The following is an 18939-nucleotide window of genomic DNA, read 5'->3' on the forward strand; positions in this document are numbered from 1 at the left end:
ACCGACCACTTCGATCGGAGCCCCGAATGCCCCCGCTCAGCAAGTCCACCTCTGCCGCAGCCCTCCTGCTGGCCTTCGCGCCGTTGGCCGTGCCGGACATGGCCGCCGCGACGACCGTCACGACGGCAGCCGCGCCAACCGAGGAGCGAGCCGACGCGTCCGTGGAGCCGGAGGCGCCGGGCGAGGCCGAGGCACCTGTCGACAGTGGTTCGCCCGTCGAACCCGAGGCCCCCGCGGACACCGCGCCCCCGGTCGACGCCGACCCCGCCACGGAGCCGGAGCCGGAGCCTGCCCCGGCGCCGAGCACCGCGCCCGCCCCGACCCCCACGCCCGAGGCACAGCCCACGACCGACGAGGTCACGCCGAACGAGACGCCGATCAACGTCTACGTCATCGGCGACCAGGACACGACCGGCCAGCCGGGACAGCGGTTCGAGACGTCGATCTTCAACGTCAAGAACGCGAGTGGCTTCACGATCCCGAGCCGCTCGCTCGACTTCCACTGGACCATCACCGGCCCCGCGACCTTCACACGCGGACGACCGCCGTTCAGCGTGGCGAACTCGGGCACGGCGAACGTCGCGAACTGCACGTTCACGTCTCCCACGCAGACCGACTGCCTCGGAGCGAATCCCCAGCCGCTCAACACCGGTGGAGCGAACTTCAACCACATCCGGGTGCCGATCACCGTCGACGCTTCGGCGCTGCCGGGCGACGTCGTCACGGTGCACGGCTCGTTCGCCCCGAACGCCGCCACCGACTACGTCAACACGAACGAGCAGACGACATCGACGTGGAAGGTCACCATCCCACTGACCTCCGCCGTCATCGACGAGCCGACCGCAGCAGTCGGACCGAAGCCGACCATCACCGGCCAGGGCGTCCCCGGCGGCACCGTCGACGTCATCGTCGGTGACCGGGCTCCGGTGAACGTCCCCGTCGGCGACGACGGCATCTGGTCGCTCCCCGTCACAGAGGCGCTGTCAGACGGGTCGGTCACCGTCACCGCCGTGCAGCACCGCAACGGCTTCACCGCCGAACCCACCACGGCGACCCTCGACGTCGACGCCACCGCCCCCGACGTCCCGATCGTCGACGACCCCGGCACCCTCGCCGACCCGACCGGACCCATCACCGGCACCGCCGAGCCGGGCTCCATCGTCATCGTCCGCGACGAGGCCGGCAACGAACTCGGCCGCGACCGCGCGAACGAGGACGGTGACTTCTCCGTCCGTCTCGACGCACCGCTGCCCGAGGGCGCGACCGACCTCGTGGTCGTCGCCGCCGACGCGGTCGGCAACGAGTCCGGCCCGGCGACCGCGACCGCGGTCGTCCCGGACACCACCGCGCCCGATGCTCCGATCGTCGAGCGCCAGGACCTCGCGACCCCGACCGGTCCGGTGGTCGGCGCCGCCGAGCCCGGCTCTATCGTCATCATCCGTGACCAGGACGGCAACGAGATCGGCCGGGGCGAAGCGAACGACGACGGCGACTTCTCGGTCGATCTGGACGAGCCGCTGACCGAGGGCGACCACGGCCTGGAGGTCGTCGCACAGGACGACGCCGGCAACGAGTCGGCTCCCTCGCCCGTGACCGTCACCGCACCCGACGTCACCGCACCCGATGCGCCGATCAGCACGACCCCCGAGTTCCTCGCCGACGGCACCGGCCCCTTCACCGGATCGGCCGAACCCGGTTCGACGGTGATCGTGCGTGACGCCGACGGCAACGAACTCGGCCGTGCCGAGGCCCGCGACGACGGGCAGTTCACCATCGTGCTCGACGAGCCGCTCGACGACGGCGCGCACGACCTCGAGCTCGTCGCGCAGGACGAGGCCGGCAACGTCTCGTCCCCGACGCCGGTCACTGTGGACGTGGACGACGACGCTCCGAACGCACCGATCGTCACCGGTCCGACCGACCTGGCTGACGGCAAGGGCCCGATTACCGGGACCGCCGAGCCCGGTGCCACGGTCATCATCCGTGACGAGGACGGCAAGGAGATCGGCCGCGGCGAGGCCAACGACGACGGCGACTTCAGCATCGAGCTGGACGAGCCCCTTGATGACGGCGAGCACAAGCTCGAACTCGTCGCCCAGGACAACGCCGGCAACATCTCGACCCCCACCCCGACCACGGTCGACATCGACACGAAGGCCCCCACGGCGCCGGTCGTCACCAGCCCCAAGGACCTCGACAACGGTAAGGGCCCCATCACGGGGACCGCCGAGCCCGGTGCCACGGTGATCATCCGTGACGAGGACGGCAACGAGATCGGCCGCGGCGAAGCCAACGACGACGGCGACTTCTCCATCGTCCTCGACGAGCCGCTCACCGATGGCGACCACAAGCTCGAACTCGTCGCGCAGGACAAGGCCGGCAACGCCTCCGAGGAAACGAAGACCACGGTCGACGTCGACACCGAAGCACCCACGGCACCGGTCGTCACCAGCCCGTCCGACCTCACCGATGGCAAGGGACCCATCACCGGGACCTCCGAGCCCGGCTCCACCGTGATCATCCGTGACGAGGACGGCAACGAGATCGGCCGCGGCGAAGCCAACGACGACGGAGACTTCAGCATCGAGCTGGACGAGCCCCTCGACGACGGCGAGCACAAGCTCGAACTCGTCGCGCAGGACAAGGCCGGCAACGCCTCCGAAGAGACGAAGACCACCGTCGACGTCGACACCAAGGCACCGACCGCACCCGTCGTCACCAGCCCGTCCGACCTGAGCGACGGCAAGGGCCCGATCACCGGGACCGCCGAGCCCGGCTCCACCGTGATCATCCGCGACGAGGACGGCAACGAGCTCGGCCGCGGGGAGGCCAACGACGACGGCGACTTCTCCATCGAGCTGGACGAGCCCCTCGACGACGGCGAGCACAAGCTCGAACTCATCGCCCAGGACAACGCCGGCAACATCTCGACCCCCACCCCGGTCACGGTTGACGTCGACACCGAAGCACCCGACGCACCAGTGGTCACCAGCCCCTCTGACCTCGACAACGGCAAGGGCCCGATCACCGGGACCGCGGAGCCCGGCTCCACCGTCATCATCCGCGACGAGGACGGCAACGAACTCGGCCGCGGCGAGGCCAACGACGACGGCGACTTCTCCATCGAGCTGGACGAGCCCCTCGACGACGGCGAGCACAAGCTCGAACTCATCGCCCAGGACAACGCCGGCAACATCTCGACCCCCACCCCGGTCACGGTTGACGTCGACACCGAAGCACCCGACGCACCAGTGGTCACCAGCCCCTCTGACCTCGACAACGGCAAGGGCCCCATCACCGGGACCGCGGAGCCCGGCTCGACCGTGATCATCCGTGACGAGGACGGCAACGAGATCGGGCGCGGCGAAGCCAACGACGACGGCGACTTCAGCATCGAGCTCGATGAGCCCCTTGATGACGGCGAGCACAAGCTCGAACTCGTCGCGCAGGACAAGGCCGGTAATACCTCCGAAGAGACGAAGACCACCGTCGACGTCGACACGAAGGCCCCGACCGCACCCGTCGTGACCAGCCCGTCCGACCTGAGCGACGGCAAGGGCCCCATCACCGGGACCGCGGAGCCCGGCTCGACGGTCATCATCCGTGACGAGGACGGCAAGGAGATCGGCCGCGGCGAGGCCAACGACGACGGCGACTTCAGCATCGAGCTGGACGAGCCCCTTGATGACGGCGAGCACAAGCTCGAACTCGTCGCCCAGGACAACGCCGGCAACATCTCGACCCCCACCCCGACCACGGTCGACATCGACACGAAGGCCCCCACGGCGCCGGTCGTCACCAGCCCCAAGGACCTCGACAACGGTAAGGGCCCCATCACGGGGACCGCCGAGCCCGGTGCCACGGTGATCATCCGTGACGAGGACGGCAACGAGATCGGCCGCGGCGAAGCCAACGACGACGGCGACTTCTCCATCGTCCTCGACGAGCCGCTCACCGATGGCGACCACAAGCTCGAACTCGTCGCGCAGGACAAGGCCGGCAACGCCTCCGAGGAAACGAAGACCACGGTCGACGTCGACACCGAAGCACCCACGGCACCGGTCGTCACCAGCCCCAAGGACCTCGACAACGGTAAGGGCCCCATCACCGGGACCGCCGAGCCCGGTGCCACGGTGATCATCCGTGACGAGGACGGCAACGAGATCGGCCGCGGCGAAGCCAACGACGACGGCGACTTCTCCATCGTCCTCGACGAGCCGCTCACCGATGGCGACCACAAGCTCGAACTCGTCGCGCAGGACAAGGCCGGCAACGCCTCCGAGGAAACGAAGACCACGGTCGACGTCGACACCGAAGCACCCACGGCACCGGTCGTCACCAGCCCCAAGGACCTCGACAACGGTAAGGGCCCCATCACCGGGACCGCCGAGCCCGGTGCCACGGTGATCATCCGTGACGAGGACGGCAACGAGATCGGCCGCGGCGAAGCCAACGACGACGGCGACTTCAGCATCGAGCTCGACGAGCCCCTCGACGACGGCGAGCACAAGCTCGAACTCATCGCCCAGGACGACGCCGGCAATACCTCCGAGGAAACGAAGACCACGGTCGACGTCGACACCGATGCACCGGAAGCACCCGTCGTCACAAGCCCCAGCGATCTCGCTGACGGCAAGGGACCCATCACCGGCACCGCCGAGCCGGGCTCCACGGTCATCATCCGTGACGAAGACGGCAACGAACTCGGCCGCGGCGAAGCCAACGACGACGGCGACTTCAGCATCGAGCTGGACGAACCGCTCGACGACGGCGAGCACAAGCTCGAACTCATCGCTGAAGACAAGGTGGGCAACACCTCCGAAGAGACGACGACCACCGTCGACATCGACACGAAGGCACCGGACGCACCCGTCGTCACCAGCCCCTCTGACCTCGCTGACGGGAAGGGCCCGATCAGCGGCACCGCCGAGCCCGGCTCGATCGTGATCATCCGTGACGAGGACGGCAAGGAGATCGGGCGCGGCGAAGCCAACGACGACGGCGACTTCAGCATCGAGCTGGACGAGCCCCTCGACGACGGCGAGCACAAGCTCGAACTCATCGCCGAAGACAAGGCCGGCAACGAATCTGGCCCGACCGACACCACGGTCGATGTCGACACCGAAGCCCCCATGGCCCCGGTCGTGACCAGCCCCAAGGACCTCGACAACGGCAAGGGTCCCATCACCGGGACCTCCGAGCCCGGCTCCACCGTGATCATCCGCGACGAGGACGGCAACGAGCTCGGCCGCGGGGAGGCCAACGACGACGGCGACTTCTCCATCGAACTCGACGAACCCCTCGATGACGGCGAGCACAAGCTCGAACTCATCGCCGAAGACAAGGCCGGCAACGAGTCCAACCCGACCGACACCACGGTCGACGTCGACACCAAGGCACCGACCGCACCGGTCGTGACCAGCCCGTCCGACCTCGACAACGGCAAGGGCCCCATCACCGGGACCGCCGAGCCCGGTGCCACGGTGATCATCCGTGACGAGGACGGCAACGAACTCGGCCGCGGCGAAGCCAACGACGACGGCGACTTCAGCATCGAGCTCGATGAGCCCCTTGATGACGGCGAGCACAAACTCGAACTCATCGCCCAGGACAACGCCGGCAACATCTCGACCCCCACCCCGACCACGGTCGACATCGACACGAAGGCCCCCACGGCGCCGGTCGTCACCAGCCCCAAGGACCTCGACAACGGTAAGGGCCCCATCACGGGGACCGCCGAGCCCGGCTCGACGGTCATCATCCGTGACGAGGACGGCAACGAACTCGGCCGCGGCGACGCCAACGACGACGGCGACTTCTCCATCGTCCTCGACGAGCCGCTCACCGATGGCGACCACAAGCTCGAACTCATCGCCGAAGACAAGGCCGGCAACGCCTCCGAGGAAACGAAGACCACGGTCGACGTCGACACCGAAGCACCGACCGCACCGGTCGTGACCAGCCCGTCCGACCTCACTGACGGCAAGGGCCCCATCACCGGAACCGCCGAGCCCGGCTCCACGGTCATCATCCGCGACGAGGACGGCAACGAACTCGGCCGCGGCGAAGCCAACGACGACGGCGACTTCTCCATCGTCCTCGACGAGCCGCTCACCGATGGCGAGCACAAGCTCGAACTCATCGCCGAAGACAAAGCCGGCAACGAGTCCAACCCGACCGACACCACGGTCGACGTCGACACCAAGGCACCCACGGCACCGGTCGTCACCAGCCCGTCCGACCTCACCGATGGCAAGGGCCCCATCACCGGGACCGCCGAGCCCGGTGCCACGGTGATCATCCGTGACGCGGACGGCAACGAACTCGGCCGCGGCGAAGCCAACGACGACGGCGACTTCTCCATCGTCCTCGACGAGCCGCTCACCGATGGCGAGCACAAGCTCGAACTCATCGCCGAAGACAAAGCCGGCAACGAGTCCAACCCGACCGACACCACGGTCGACGTCGACACCAAGGCACCCACGGCACCGGTCGTCACCAGCCCGTCCGACCTCACCGATGGCAAGGGCCCCATCACCGGGACCGCCGAGCCCGGTGCCACGGTGATCATCCGTGACGCGGACGGCAACGAACTCGGCCGCGGCGAAGCCAACGACGACGGCGACTTCTCCATCGAACTCGATGAGCCCCTCACCGATGGCGAGCACAAGCTCGAACTCGTCGCGCAGGACAAGGCCGGCAATACCTCCGAGGAGACGAAGACCACGGTCGACGTCGACACCGAAGCACCCACGGCACCGGTCGTCACCAGCCCGTCCGACCTCACCGATGGCAAGGGCCCCATCACCGGGACCGCGGAGCCCGGTGCCACGGTGATCATCCGTGACGAAGACGGCAACGAACTCGGCCGCGGCGAAGCCAACGACGACGGCGACTTCTCGATCGAACTCGACGAGCCACTCACGGACGGGGCACACGACCTCGAACTGATCGCGCAGGACAAGGCCGGCAACACCTCCGAGCAGACGAAGACCACCGTCGACGTCGACACCGAGGCCCCGGCGGCACCCGTCCTCGAGGCGTTCGACGACATCGTCGACGGCACCGGCATCGTCCGGGGCTCGGCAGAACCCGGCTCGACGGTCGTCATCCGCGACGCCGACGGCCGCGAGATCGGCCGTGGGACGGCGGACTCCGACGGGCGGTTCGCCTTCCGGACGACGGTTCCCCTGGAGCCGGGAGCCCACCTGCTGTCGGTCGTCGCCGTGGACCGCTTCGGTCACGTCTCACCGGGCTCGAGCATGCTCGTCACGCTCGTCCCCGAGAGCGAAGGCGAGGGCGAGAGCGACAACGGGGCCGGAACGGGAACCGCGTTCCCGGGGGTCGTGGCCCCGGGCACCGGCACGCAGCTCGGCATGACCGACGACCACAACGCGCCCGCTCCGAAGACCGACGAAGCCAGCACCCCCGGCACCGTCACCACCAACCGTGAGCTCGCCTTCACCGGTGTCGAGCTCGGCGGCTGGCTCGCCGCCGCGCTCACCGCACTCGGGCTCGGCGCCGTCCTGCGCCTGCTCGCGCGCCGACGCGAAGGCGACGTGCGCGGCGACTGAGCCCCGGACTGCGGACTGGAGGCCCGGATCACGTACCCGACGAGGGGACGCGATCCGGGCCTCCCGGCTGTCACGACGCTGCAGCGCCCGAGCGCTCAACCCTCGGTCTGCAACGGCTCCTTCGGCAGCTTCCGCACCTTCGCGCGCCGCTTGCGGCGCTCCGGGATCATCGACCGCATCTCCTCGAGCTTGCCGAAGCAGAGCAGGCGGTCCCCCGGCTCGAGGGCGACGCCACTGCGCGGGTTCGGGACGACGTTCGAGCCGCGGTGCAGCGTGAGGACCGTGATGTCACGGTCCCAGAGCCCGGACTCCTTGATCGTCTTGCCGACCAGGTCGGCGTTGGTGTGCACGAGGAGCTCGGCGACGCCGTAGCCGGTCGAGACGGACAGCCGCTGACGGACGTCGATCTCGGGGAACGCGACCTGGTTCGCGATGAAGTCGACGATCGCACCGGCGATGTCGAGGCCGGTGGCGCGCTCGACGCCCTCGAGCCCAGGCGAGGAGTTGACCTCCATCACGAGCGGCCCGTCGTTGCCCTCGAGCATGTCGACGCCGGCGACCTTGAGGCCCATGATCTGCGCCGAGCGCACGGCCACGGCCTCGTACTCGGGCGAGAGCGTGACCTTCTCGACGGTGCCGCCGCGGTGCACGTTCGAGCGGAACTCGTCACCCGAGGCGGTCCGGCGCATCGCCGCCACGACCCGGTCACCGACGACGAGGGCCCGGATGTCACGGCCACGGCTCTCGGCGATGAACCGCTGGATCAGGACGTTCTGCTTCGTGGAGTGCAGGGTCTCGACGATCGACTCGGCGACCTTCGCCTCGGGCGCCAGGATCACGCCGATGCCCTGCGTACCCTCGAGGAGCTTGATGACGACGGGCGCGCCACCGACCCGTTCGATCGCCCCGCGCACGTCGTTGCGGCCGGCCACGAAGGTCGTCGCCGGCATGCCGATGTCGTGCCGCGACAGGATCTGGTTCGCCCGGAGCTTGTCGCGCGAGTTCGTGATGCCGTTCGCCGTGTTCGGCGTGTAGACGTCCATCTGCTCGAACTGGCGCACCACGGCGGTGCCGTAGTAGGTGATCGAGTTGCCGATGCGCGGCAGCACCGCGTCGTAGTCGCTCAGCAGCTTGCCGCGGTAGAGCAGGTCCGGGTCGTCGCCGGACAGGTCGATCGCGAAGCGCAGGGTGTTGAGCACCTTGACCTCGTGACCGCGGTCGAGTGCCGCTGCGCGGAGGCGCTGGGTCGAGTACGCCTGGGGCGCGCGCGACAGGATGGCGAGTTTCATCGAGGGGTTCTCCGCTGGGTCGGATCGACGGCGACGCTCCATCAAAGCATGCGGACGTGGCCCCGGAGCATGCGACAGGATGGGCACATGGCCCGAGCTCCGAAGTCCTCCGACAGCGGGCTCGTCGTCGCCGGGTGGCGGGAGTGGGCGGGACTGCCGGACCTCGGCGTGCCGTGGATCAAGGTGAAGCTCGACACCGGCGCCCGGAGCTCCGCGTTGCACGCCTTCGACCTCGAGGAACTCCCCGGCGAGCGGGTCCGGTTCTCGCTCCACCCCTGGCAGGACACCGATGCCGACGCCTCCACCATCGAGTGCGACGTGCACGACCGCCGCATCGTCCGCAGCTCGACCGGACACACCCAGGAGCGCATCGTCGTCCGCACGCGGATCGCGTTGGCCGGGCAGGTCGTCGAGTCCGAGGTCACCTTGAGCAACCGTGACCAGATGGGGTTCCGGATGCTCGTCGGTCGCGAGGCGCTCCGGCAGGGCTTCCTCGTCGATCCTGCACGGTCCTTCATGGCCGGGCGGGCTCCGAAGGAGATCCGGCGCCGCAACCGCGGTCGCGCCTGAGCGCTCCTGGTCACGCGGCACGGGCCGTTGCGGTGACCGGTCGACGGCCCGGAGGCGCGGTGCGGGGCCGCCACGGGCCTCCCGTCCGTCTCGACGCGCGTCCCGGGCGCGGGCCCGGTCAGTGACCGAGGTGGCGGCCGAGGAAGGCGAGCTGCTGTGGCGCCAGGCGGCGCCAGTACCCGTGCGTGTGGGCGCCGGGCGCGAAGCCTCCGGCCGGAGGCGTGTCGAAACCGTCGACGTAGGTGTGCACCGCCGGCGCGAACCCGTCACCGTTGCCGCAGTCGACGCGGACGGCGACACCGTCCAGGGCGCGCTGCCGCCCGAGGACGGTGTTCGCGCGGAAGTCGGCGGCGTCGTCGAAGGCGCCGCGAGCGGTGTCGGCGGCCGACTTCCAGAGCGCGGGGCTGATGGCCGAGACGGCCCGGACGCGCGAGGCGCCGAGGACTCCGCCGAGTCGGAGGGCACCGAAGCCACCCATCGAGTAGCCGGTCAGGGCGAGGCGGTCCGTGTCGAAGCCGCGGCGGGCGATCAGGGGCAGGAACTCGTCGACGACCATCGCGGCGGGGTCGTCCCCGTCGGCTCGTGGGTGCCAGTAGCGGTTGCCGCCGTCGATCGAGGCGATCGCGAACGGCGCTCCGCCGTCGGCGACGTGCGCTGCGAGGAACCGGTCGTAACCCAGGCTCCGCCCGAAGAACGAGGTGTGGTCGTCGCCGTAGCCGTGCAGGGCGACCGCCACCGGCAAGGGGGTGTCGGATGCCGGGGCCGCGATCGTCCACCCGACGGTGCGGCCGTTCCGAGCGGTCGAGACGAAGGTGCCGGAGGCCGTGGGGACCGGCTCGACGTCGGGGACCGTGCCGTCGGTGCCGTCCAGACCGAGCACCCGGTACAGGGTCGAGCGTCCGGGCAGCAGGCCGAGGTTGATCCCCTCGGCCACGGCTCCCGCGGCGACGACGCCCGTGCCACCGATCAGCAGGGAACGGCGGGTGATCGTGGCCGCACGCGATCGGGTCATGTGGTGGGCGCCGTTCCGTCAGGGGTGTGTTCCCGGATGAGGGACGCGGCGACGGACCGTGCCGTCGTCGTGTCGAGCGCGGGGTCGCGCAACCGCATCGCAAGGTAACCGGAGACGATGAGCAGCAGCTGGTCGGCGAGGACCTCGGCACGGGGACCGAGCACCGGCACCGCCTGTGCCACGAGCCGCCGGCGCAAGGTGGTGGTCTCGAGGTCCAGGACCCGTCGAACCTCGGCGGGGGCGTCCGCGTACTCGGCGGCGGTGCCGAGGAAGGCGCACCAGCGGGAGCCCGTGGGCGTCGAGCGGTAGTCGTCGAGGGCGTCGAACACCGCCAGGAGTCGGCCCAGGTCGTCCCGTTCGGCGGCGACCGCACGGTCCCAGGTGGCGATCCAGTCCTCGTGGCGACGGGTGAGGGCCGCGGCGACCAGGGACTCCTTGCTCGCGTAGCCGCGGTACAGGGTGGCCGTCGAGACCCCGGCCCGTTCGAGGACGGCGTCGATCGGGGTGGCGGCGATGCCCTGTGAGAAGAAGAGCTCCTCGGCGGCGTCGAGCAGCCGCTGCTCGGTCCCTGGGCGCATCACCATGAGAGCACCCTAGGCTCTGAAAAGTGAAACGATCGTTTTCGTTACGACATCGACTGCTCCTGGTGAGCGGACTCGGCCTGATCGCCGCCACCTACGGCCTGGTGCGCCTGGCGTACGGGCTGTTCCTGCCCGACGTGCAGCGCGACCTGGGGCTGCGGTCCGATGCCGCCGGGTGGGTCTCGTCGGGTGCCTCGGCGCTGTACTGCGTCGGTGCGGTAGCCGGGTTCCTGCTCGCCGCACGGATGCCCCGCGTGCTCGTCACGGTCGCGACCCTGGTGGCGGGAGCCGGTGCGATCGCCATGGCGACGGCCGGCGGGTCGCCGGCGTTCGGTGTCAGCGCCGTGGTCGCGTCGGCGGGCGCCGGACTCGCGTCGCCCGCCCTCGTCCGGATCGTCGCGGCGCAGGTGCCCCAGGCGCTGCAGGGCCGCGCGCAGGCGATCGTGAACGCCGGCACCGGCCCCGGGCTGGTGGGCGCCGGCGTGCTCGCACTCGTGCTGCTGCCCGACTGGCGGACGGCCTGGGCGGTGTCCGGGGTGTTCGCCCTGGCCATCGGAGCGCTGCTGCTCGTGGTGTCCCGCGGCGGGACTGCCGCGTCCCGGTCACCGCTGCCCGGCGCTCCCTGGTTCGCGGCGCACCGAGGGGTGCTCGTGCTGGCGCTGCTGTTCGGGGCGGGGTCCGCCGTCGTCTGGACCTACGGACGTTCGGCGCTGGTGGAGGCCGGCGCATCGGTCGTCGTCTCGGTGTCGGCCTGGATCGCGCTCGGGATCGGCGGAGCGGCCGTCGTGGTCACCGCGCGTTGGACGAACGGACTGCGCGCCCGGACGCTCTGGGCGGTCACGGCGGGGTCGGTCGCCGTCGCCGTCGTGGTGCTGGGGGCAGCGCCGCAGTCGACGGTCGCGGCACTGCTGGCGTGTGCCGTGTTCGGCTGGGGCTACACGGCGGCGACCGGGGCGCTGATCGCGTGGACGACCGAGATCGATGCCGAGCGGTCGTCGGCCGGCACGTCGATGCTGTTCGTCGCACTCGTGCTCGGGCAGGCCGTCGGCGCCGCAGCTGCCGGAGCGCTCGTCGGTGCGATCGGGTTCGTCGCGACGTTCGCGGTCGGGGCGGTCGTGACCGCGGCGAGCGCCGTCCCCGCGGTGCTCCGTCGGCCGGGTGGAGTCCGTGCCGTCAGAGCAGCGGGCGGAGCTCGATCTTCCGGTTGCACGCCTGCGACGCCTGGTGCGCCACCCGGGCCGCCGTCTCGGCGTCCGGGAGGTCCATGACCCAGAACCCGGCGACGTACTCGTCGGGGTCGGGCCGGTTCGTCGTGTCGGCCGTCGTGTCGGCCGCGCCTTCGCGGGCGTCGACCACGGTGGCGTCTGCCGGTGCGGAGACCCCGGCGGCGAACACGATCGCGTCGGCCATCCGTTCGTTGAAGGCATCGACCGCGGCGGCTTCGACGTCGGTCGCGGAGTACGTGTTGCCGACGGCGGCGGCCTGACCGTCGTCGATGACGTTGACGAGGAACTGCATGGCGTCTCCCCTGCTCGTTGGCGGCAGGCTACTCCTGGTCGAACACACCCAGTAGCGTTTCCTGCATGGGGACGACGGCGGAGTGGTCGCGACTGCCGGTGGGGCGGCACGAGTACCGACAGGACGCGGTGCTCGCCGTGGTGCTGGCCGGCGGGCTCGCCGTCACGACCTTCCTGTACGGGTCGGCCGGTACGTACGGTGACGACCAGGCCGAGTGGTGGGTCTCCGCGCTGATGATCGTCGCGAACGCGGCGCCGATCGCGTTCCGCCGACGGTTCCCGATGTCGGTGGCCCTGGTGTCGGCGGTGGCGTTCGCCGCGACGCAGCTGCTCCAGGTGCCCGAGGTCTTCCTCGTCAACTTCACGCTCTTCATCGCGCTGTACACGGTGGGTGCGTGGTGTTCCGACCGGGTGCGGGCCGAAGCGGTGCGCTGGGTCGTCATCGGTGGCATGTTCGCGTGGCTGTTCGTCGCGATCTCGTTCGGGTGGGCGTCACCGAACACCCTGCCGAACGACACGGACTCCCCCGTGGCGCCCTACGTCGCGATCTCGCTGCTCAACATCGTCATCAACGTCATCTACTTCGGCGCCGCCTGGTACGCCGGCAACCGGGCCTGGGCCGCTGCGGTCGCACGACACGAGCTCGCCGAACGCACCGCCGAACTCGCCGCCGAGCGGGAGCGGTCCGCGGCACAGGCCGTCACGATCGAGCGGGTACGGATCGCCCGCGAGCTGCACGACGTCGTCGCCCACCACGTCTCGCTGATGGGCGTGCAGGCGGGTGCTGCACGACGCGTGATCGACCGCGACCCCGCCCAGGCCACCGCCTCACTCGGGGTGGTCGAGGAGAGCGCCCGCACCGCGGTGGAGGAACTCCGGCGGATGCTCGGCACCCTGCGCTCGGACGACGACGCGGACGGCCTCGCGGCCGCCGGGGGCGACGGCCCGAGCACCGAGGGCATCACGCGGATCGCCGAGCTGGCCGAGTCCGCCCGGGTGGCGGGCCACCCCGCCGAGTACGTCGTCGTGGGCGACGAGCGCCCGGTGCCGCCGACGGTGGCCGCGGTGGCGTACCGGATCGTGCAGGAAGCCGTGACGAACATCCTCAAGCACGCCGGCCCGACCGCCCGCGCCGACGTCCGGCTGCGGTACCTGGACGGCGGCGTCGAGGTGGAGGTCGCGGACGACGGGCTCGGTGCCCGTGCCGCCCGGAGCACCTCCGGCAGCGGGCTCGGACACGTCGGGATGCGGGAACGCGTCGCCGCCGTGGACGGACGGATCGAGATCGGGCCACGAGCCCGAGGAGGCTACCTGGTGCGCGCATGGCTGCCGACGACGTGAACGGCACGACCGACCTGACCATCGTGCTGGCCGACGACCAGGAGCTCGTCCGCGCCGGGTTCCGCGTGATCCTGGAGTCCGAGCCCGGGTTCCGGGTGGTCGGCGAAGCCTCGGACGGCGCGCGGGCGGTCGAGGCCGTGCAGGAGCTGAACCCGGACGTGGTCTGCCTCGACGTGCAGATGCCGGGCGTCGACGGACTCGAGGCCGCGCGACGGATCGCGGCGCTGCCGGCCCCGCCGGCGGTGCTCATCCTCACGACGTTCGACAGCGACGACGCGCTGTTCCAGGCGCTCGAGGCGGGAGCGAGCGGGTTCCTGCTGAAGAACGCCTCCCCCGAGCGGCTGATCGACGCGGTCCGGACCGTCGCAGCCGGGGACGCCCTGCTCGCGCCGGACGTCACACGCCGGGTGATCAGCCGGGCGACGGCGTCGGCTGCGGCGCAGCCCTCGGCGACCACCACGACCGCGACACCTTCGACGACGGGCGAGGACGCGCTCGCCGCCGCCGGGCTCACCGAGCGGGAGACCGAGGTGCTGCGACTCCTCGCCCGTGGCCTGAGCAACGCGGAGATCGCCGCCGAGCTCTACGTCGGTGACGCCACCGTGAAGACCCACGTGTCGAACGTGCTGCAGAAGCTCGCACTGCGCGACCGCATCCAGGCCGTCGTCTGGGCGTTCGAGCACGGCGTCGCCGGCTGACCGAGCCGGGTCGAACCCGCACGAGCCGAACAAGCCCGCACCGTGCTGACCCGCACCCAGCCCGCACCGTGCAGGGTCGCTCAGCCAGTGCGGCGTTGATCGCACCGTGCGCCGCCAGTACGACGCACCGAGCGACCAAACCCGCACGAGCCGAACAGGGCCGCACCGTGCCGATCTGCACCAAGCGCGCACCGTGCCGAGCCGGGTCGACGCGCGGTCCTCCCCCACGCGGTGGAGCCGACCACCTGGCCAAGTCCCGCCTGGCGGCGGAGGCGGGGCGTGCCTCCCGGCCAATAGCGTCGGACGCAGCGACGACCAGCGTCGCGACGAAGGGGAACGACATGCTCACCATCGAAGGGGTGACCAAGCACTTCGGTGACCGCCGGGTGCTCGACGACGTGGGGTTCACGGTCGGCAGCGGCCGCCTCACCGGCTTCGTCGGCGGCAACGGTGCCGGCAAGACCACCACCATGCGCATCATGCTCGGCGTGCTCCAGGCGGACGCCGGCTCGGTCTCGATCGACGGCACCGCGGTCCGCCCCGCCGACCGCCGCCGCTTCGGCTACATGCCCGAGGAACGCGGCCTGTACCCGAAGATGCCGGTGGCCGAGCAGATCACCTACCTGGCCCGGTTGCACGGCGTCGACAAGCGCGCGGCGACGACCCGCACCGGCGAACTGCTCGAACGCCTCGAACTCACCGCACACGCCGGCGACCCCGTCGAGAAGCTCTCGCTCGGCAACCAGCAGCGCGTGCAGATCGCCGCGGCGCTGGCACACGACCCCGAGGTGCTCGTGCTCGACGAGCCGTTCTCGGGCCTCGACCCGATGGCCGTCGACACCGTGCTCGGCGTCCTGCGCGAGACCGCGGCCCGGGGCGTCCCGGTGCTGTTCTCGAGCCACCAGCTCGACGTGGTCGAGCGGCTGTGCGACGACGTCGTCGTCATCGCCGGTGGCACGATCCGCGCCGCCGGTCCGCAGGAGGAGCTCCGCAAGCAGGCCGGCCCCGCCGCGTGGGAGCTGCTGGTCGACGGGGACGTCGCCTGGCTCCGCGACGAGCCGGGTGTTGCCGTGCGGGAGTTCGACGGCGGGTACGCGGTCTTCGAGGCCGACGCCACCACCGCCCAGCGTGTCCTGCAGCGTGCCGTCCAACACGGCGCCGTCGGGTCGTTCTCGCCGCGGGTGCCGCGGCTCAGCGAGGTCTTCCGGGAGGTCGTCCGATGAACAACTCCTTCGTGCAGGCCGTGCGGCTCGTCTCCGCACGTGAGATCCAGGCACGCATCCGCAGCAAGGCCTTCGTGGTCTCGGCGCTCATCCTGATCGGCATGGTCGTCGCGTCGATCGTCGTCGGCGGGATCGTGAGCAAGGCCACCGCCGACGACACCACCCCGGTCGCCGTCGTCGCCGGCGTCTCGCTGCCGACCACCAGTGGGCTCGACGTCACGGAGTCGGCATCGGTCGACGACGCCGAACGGCTCGTGACCAAGGGTGACGTCGACGCGGCGATCGTGCCGTCGGACGACCCGCTCGGCTACAAGGTCGTCGGACTCGACGAAGCCCCGTCCGAGGTCGTCTCGGCGTTGAGCGTCACCCCGCGCATCGAGTTGCTCGACCCGGACGCGCTGCCGGGTGGCCTGGTGTACCTCATCGCCATCGCGTTCGGCGTCGTGTACTTCGCGTCGGCGGTGACGTTCGGCCAGTCGATCGCGCAGAGTGTCGTCGAGGAGAAGTCGACACGGGTGGTCGAGATCCTGATGTCCGCGATCCCGGCCCGGGCGCTGCTCGCCGGCAAGGTGCTCGGCAACAGCATCATGGCCTTCGCGCAGATCGTCGCGGTGGCCGTCGCCGCCATCGTCACGCTGGCGGTGACCGGGCAGGACAACATGTTCGCGATGCTCGGCCCGAGCATCCTGTGGTTCATCGGCTTCTTCGCGATCGGGTTCGTGCTCCTGGCGTCGCTGTTCGCCGCGGCGGCCGTACTCGTCTCCCGCCAGGAGGACGTCGGCAGCGTCACCACCCCGGTGATGATGCTCGTGATGATCCCGTACTTCCTGATCATCGTCGCCTACGACAACCCGACGATCCTCGGCATCATGTCGTACGTGCCGTTCAGCGCCCCGATCGGCATGCCCATGCGGATCTTCCTGGGGACCGCCGAGTGGTGGGAGCCGATCCTGTCGCTCGTCATCGTCGCCGCTTCGGTCGTCGCGGTCGTGGTCATCGGCGCCCGCGTCTACGAGAACGCGCTGCTCCGAACCGGCAGTCGCGTGAAGCTGTCGGAGGCGCTGCGCGGCTGACGCCGGCAGATCCGTCAGGTACGGCCAGGAGGCCCGCCCAGCGTGAGCAGATCAGCTCACGTCGGGCGGGCCTTCCGTCGTCAATCCGTGCGCACCGAGAAGACGTCGCCCGGCTGGCAGCCGAGCACCTCGCACAGTCGGGTGAGGGTGGAGAACCGGATCGCGCGAGCCCGGTTGTTCTTGAGCACCGAGAGGTTGACGACGGTCACGCCGACGCGGTCGGCGAGCTCGGTCAGGGTCATCCCCCGCTCGGCGAGCAGGTCGTCGAGGTGACAGACGACCGCGTGGCCGTCCTCCTGTTCCGGGGGCATCAGACCAGCCCGGCCTGGTCCCGCACCATCCGCTGCGAGGCGGTGAGCGCGAACCGGAAGCAGACGACGACGAGCAGGCCGAGGTACACGGGCAGGAACTGGTGGTCCACCACCGGCGTGGGCAGGTACCCGTCCCAGCCGAGGCCCGACACCACCCAGTTCCACCCCATGCGGCGGACGAACGACGGCAGGAACCCGGCGGCCAGCACCGCGCCGACGAGCCAGTCGAGGATCCGCGTGGTCGAGGGGTCGAAGAGCCCGCCGCGCGAGATCTTCCAGGCCACCGCCGCCACCAGGGCGATGAGGGCGCTGACGAGCAGGACCTCCAGGGCGTCGCCGACGCGGATGTACCCGATCGCACCACCCGGCACGTCGGCGATCGGTGCCCGGAGCACGAGCTGGTCAGACGTCACCGTCGCGCCACCCGGAGGCTGCGGGACGGTACTGCTCTCGCGGATCCGGATCGGCACCACCACGGTGCCCGAGGCGATCGAGTGGACGAGCAGGTCGACGTACCGCCACACCACGATCGCGATGCCGAGCGCACACGAGACGACGTAGGCCAGGTAGGAGTTCCGCCCGCGGGGCGGTTCGTAGACGGGCGTGGTCATGGCTGCTTCCCCTGTCGATCATCGATACCATCGAATTTCGATGCAACGATAAACGATAGGTCCGGTGCCGGCAACCCCTACAGCAGGCCGAAGGCCGCCTGCATGCCCAGGCTCGTCCCCGCCACCAGGACCCAGAGCGCGATGCCGAGCAGCATCGGCCGGAACCCGGCGCGGCGGAGTGCCGCGAAGTCCGTCGAGCAACCGATCGCGGCGAGCGCCACCGTGATGAGGAACGAGGCGGCCGTCGCGAACCCCGGCGCCACGGACGCGGGCAGGACCCCGACCGTCCGGAGCAGTACCACCACGAGGAACCCGATCAGGAACCACGGCACCAACCGGAACACCCGGAACCCGCGACCCGGCCCCGAGGCGGGGGTGAGCTGCTCGCGGGAGGCGCGGCGGGCCTCCAGTCCGGCCAGCCCGATGACGATCGGGATGATCATCAGGGTGCGCACCAGCTTCACGACGACCGCGGTGTCGGTCGCCTGGCGGCCGTAGACGGTCGCGGTGGCGACGACGGACGACGTGTCGTTCACGGCGGTCCCCGCGAAGACGCCGAAGGCGTGCTGGCTGAGGCCCAGAGCGTGCCCGAGCAGCGGGAAGGCGAAGACAGCGGCGATGTTGCAGAGGAAGATCGTGGACATCGCGTAGGCGACGTCCGCACTGACCGCGCCGATGACGGGTGTCACGGCGGCGATCGCCGAGGCACCGCAGATGCCGGTCCCGACGCCGATCAGGGTGCGGAGTGCGCCCGAGACCCGGAGCAGTCGGCCGATCCCCCACGCGGCCACCAGGCAGACGACGAGCGTCGCGAGCATCACCGGCAGGGTCTCACCGCCGATGCGCAGGACCTCGCCGATGGACAGCTGCGCGCCGAGCAGGACCACCGCGAACTGCAGGACCCGGCTGGACGAGAACTTCACACCGGGAGCCAGCGCGGCGAGCGTGCCACCGGTGCGGGGCCGGACGAGCCACCCCACGACGGCACCGATCAGGACGGCGGGGACGGGACCGCCGACCACCGGGACGACCCGCCCGACGAGGGTGGCGACGATGCCGATCGCCACGGCGAGGGCGACACCGGGTACGGCGGCACGGACGGACTGCATGTGAACAGCATGTCGCGCCCGCGGCCGATC

14 protein-coding genes are annotated in these 18939 nt (G+C 70.6%); 7 read left to right on the plus strand and 7 right to left on the minus strand.

Annotated features, from left to right (window positions below; all coding sequences use genetic code 11):
• The first annotated feature begins 26 nt into the window (after positions 1-26).
• Positions 27-7574 carry an Ig-like domain-containing protein gene (locus ACZZ9K_RS07645; protein ID WP_463443740.1) on the plus strand — a complete coding sequence of 2516 codons (7548 nt, stop codon included), beginning with the start codon at positions 27-29 and terminating at the stop codon, positions 7572-7574.
• 95 nt (positions 7575-7669) lie between these two features.
• Here the strand turns inward: ACZZ9K_RS07645 and ACZZ9K_RS07650 are convergent, their stop codons facing one another.
• The gene (locus ACZZ9K_RS07650) at positions 7670-8863 is read right to left on the minus strand and encodes a RimK family alpha-L-glutamate ligase (protein ID WP_463443741.1); all 1194 of its coding nucleotides are present in this window, start codon (positions 8861-8863) and stop codon (positions 7670-7672) included.
• Positions 8864-8950: 87 nt separating this feature from the next.
• Here ACZZ9K_RS07650 and ACZZ9K_RS07655 point away from each other — a divergent pair, with 87 nt between their 5' ends.
• The gene (locus ACZZ9K_RS07655) at positions 8951-9433 is read left to right on the plus strand and encodes an ATP-dependent zinc protease family protein (RefSeq protein ID WP_027465989.1); all 483 of its coding nucleotides are present in this window, start codon (positions 8951-8953) and stop codon (positions 9431-9433) included.
• 118 nt (positions 9434-9551) lie between these two features.
• On the opposite strand, the gene ACZZ9K_RS07660 is transcribed toward ACZZ9K_RS07655, so the two are convergent.
• Entirely contained in the window at positions 9552-10445 is an 894-nt protein-coding gene (locus tag ACZZ9K_RS07660) for an alpha/beta hydrolase (RefSeq protein WP_463443742.1), read from the minus strand.
• Entirely contained in the window at positions 10442-11029 is a 588-nt protein-coding gene (locus ACZZ9K_RS07665; protein ID WP_463443743.1) for a TetR/AcrR family transcriptional regulator, read from the minus strand. Before ACZZ9K_RS07665 ends, ACZZ9K_RS07660 begins: the two co-directional genes overlap by 4 nt.
• Before the next feature lie 62 nt (positions 11030-11091).
• Between ACZZ9K_RS07665 and ACZZ9K_RS07670 the strand changes: the two genes are divergently transcribed.
• A complete protein-coding gene (locus ACZZ9K_RS07670; protein ID WP_463443744.1) occupies positions 11092-12294 on the plus strand; it encodes an MFS transporter in 1203 nt (400 codons plus the stop codon).
• Here the strand turns inward: ACZZ9K_RS07670 and ACZZ9K_RS07675 are convergent.
• The gene (locus ACZZ9K_RS07675) at positions 12200-12544 is read right to left on the minus strand and encodes a YciI family protein (RefSeq protein WP_463443745.1); all 345 of its coding nucleotides are present in this window, start codon (positions 12542-12544) and stop codon (positions 12200-12202) included. The genes ACZZ9K_RS07670 and ACZZ9K_RS07675 overlap by 95 nt on opposite strands.
• Before the next feature lie 65 nt (positions 12545-12609).
• Between ACZZ9K_RS07675 and ACZZ9K_RS07680 the strand changes: the two genes are divergently transcribed.
• The 4 genes from ACZZ9K_RS07680 to ACZZ9K_RS07695 all read left to right on the plus strand — a co-directional run bounded on the left by ACZZ9K_RS07680 (position 12610) and on the right by ACZZ9K_RS07695 (position 16878).
• On the plus strand, positions 12610-13884 hold the full coding sequence (locus ACZZ9K_RS07680; RefSeq protein ID WP_463443746.1) for a sensor histidine kinase: 1275 nt from the start codon (positions 12610-12612) through the stop codon (positions 13882-13884).
• Positions 13866-14582 carry a response regulator transcription factor gene (locus ACZZ9K_RS07685; RefSeq protein WP_349849612.1) on the plus strand — a complete coding sequence of 239 codons (717 nt, stop codon included), beginning with the start codon at positions 13866-13868 and terminating at the stop codon, positions 14580-14582. The genes ACZZ9K_RS07680 and ACZZ9K_RS07685 overlap by 19 nt, the downstream gene beginning before the upstream one ends.
• A 341-nt stretch (positions 14583-14923) precedes the next feature.
• The gene (locus ACZZ9K_RS07690; protein WP_138801847.1) at positions 14924-15805 is read left to right on the plus strand and encodes an ABC transporter ATP-binding protein; all 882 of its coding nucleotides are present in this window, start codon (positions 14924-14926) and stop codon (positions 15803-15805) included.
• Positions 15802-16878: an ABC transporter permease gene (locus ACZZ9K_RS07695; protein ID WP_138801848.1), complete on the plus strand. Its 1077-nt coding sequence runs from the start codon at positions 15802-15804 to the stop codon at positions 16876-16878. The genes ACZZ9K_RS07690 and ACZZ9K_RS07695 overlap by 4 nt, the downstream gene beginning before the upstream one ends.
• 80 nt (positions 16879-16958) lie before the next feature.
• On the opposite strand, the gene ACZZ9K_RS07700 is transcribed toward ACZZ9K_RS07695, so the two are convergent.
• From ACZZ9K_RS07700 to ACZZ9K_RS07710, 3 genes are all read right to left on the minus strand, one after another.
• Positions 16959-17189 (minus strand): helix-turn-helix domain-containing protein, encoded by a 231-nt coding sequence (locus ACZZ9K_RS07700; RefSeq protein WP_071245067.1) that lies wholly within the window; start codon positions 17187-17189, stop codon positions 16959-16961.
• Positions 17189-17800, minus strand: coding sequence for a hypothetical protein (locus ACZZ9K_RS07705; RefSeq protein WP_463443747.1), 612 nt, complete (start codon positions 17798-17800; stop codon positions 17189-17191). Before ACZZ9K_RS07705 ends, ACZZ9K_RS07700 begins: the two co-directional genes overlap by 1 nt.
• Before the next feature lie 77 nt (positions 17801-17877).
• Complete coding sequence (locus ACZZ9K_RS07710; RefSeq protein ID WP_463443748.1) at positions 17878-18909, minus strand: YeiH family protein; 1032 nt, start codon at positions 18907-18909, stop codon at positions 17878-17880.
• Between the last annotated feature and the right edge of the window lie 30 nt (positions 18910-18939).

The sequence above is a fragment of the Curtobacterium sp. AC268 genome (assembly GCF_979258745.1).

What these genes read in the sequence shown, in the direction of transcription:
- ACZZ9K_RS07645 (WP_463443740.1), top strand. Translation starts at nt 27, where the DNA reads ATGCCCCCGCTCAGCAAGTCCACCTCTGCCGCAGCCCTCCTGCTGGCC.
- ACZZ9K_RS07650 (WP_463443741.1), bottom strand. Translation starts at nt 8,863, where the DNA reads ATGAAACTCGCCATCCTGTCGCGCGCGCCCCAGGCGTACTCGACCCAG.
- ACZZ9K_RS07655 (WP_027465989.1), top strand. Translation starts at nt 8,951, where the DNA reads ATGGCCCGAGCTCCGAAGTCCTCCGACAGCGGGCTCGTCGTCGCCGGG.
- ACZZ9K_RS07660 (WP_463443742.1), bottom strand. Translation starts at nt 10,445, where the DNA reads ATGACCCGATCGCGTGCGGCCACGATCACCCGCCGTTCCCTGCTGATC.
- ACZZ9K_RS07665 (WP_463443743.1), bottom strand. Translation starts at nt 11,029, where the DNA reads ATGGTGATGCGCCCAGGGACCGAGCAGCGGCTGCTCGACGCCGCCGAG.
- ACZZ9K_RS07675 (WP_463443745.1), bottom strand. Translation starts at nt 12,544, where the DNA reads ATGCAGTTCCTCGTCAACGTCATCGACGACGGTCAGGCCGCCGCCGTC.
- ACZZ9K_RS07680 (WP_463443746.1), top strand. Translation starts at nt 12,610, where the DNA reads ATGGGGACGACGGCGGAGTGGTCGCGACTGCCGGTGGGGCGGCACGAG.
- ACZZ9K_RS07685 (WP_349849612.1), top strand. Translation starts at nt 13,866, where the DNA reads ATGGCTGCCGACGACGTGAACGGCACGACCGACCTGACCATCGTGCTG.
- ACZZ9K_RS07690 (WP_138801847.1), top strand. Translation starts at nt 14,924, where the DNA reads ATGCTCACCATCGAAGGGGTGACCAAGCACTTCGGTGACCGCCGGGTG.
- ACZZ9K_RS07695 (WP_138801848.1), top strand. Translation starts at nt 15,802, where the DNA reads ATGAACAACTCCTTCGTGCAGGCCGTGCGGCTCGTCTCCGCACGTGAG.
- ACZZ9K_RS07700 (WP_071245067.1), bottom strand. Translation starts at nt 17,189, where the DNA reads ATGCCCCCGGAACAGGAGGACGGCCACGCGGTCGTCTGTCACCTCGAC.
- ACZZ9K_RS07705 (WP_463443747.1), bottom strand. Translation starts at nt 17,800, where the DNA reads ATGACCACGCCCGTCTACGAACCGCCCCGCGGGCGGAACTCCTACCTG.
- ACZZ9K_RS07710 (WP_463443748.1), bottom strand. Translation starts at nt 18,909, where the DNA reads ATGCAGTCCGTCCGTGCCGCCGTACCCGGTGTCGCCCTCGCCGTGGCG.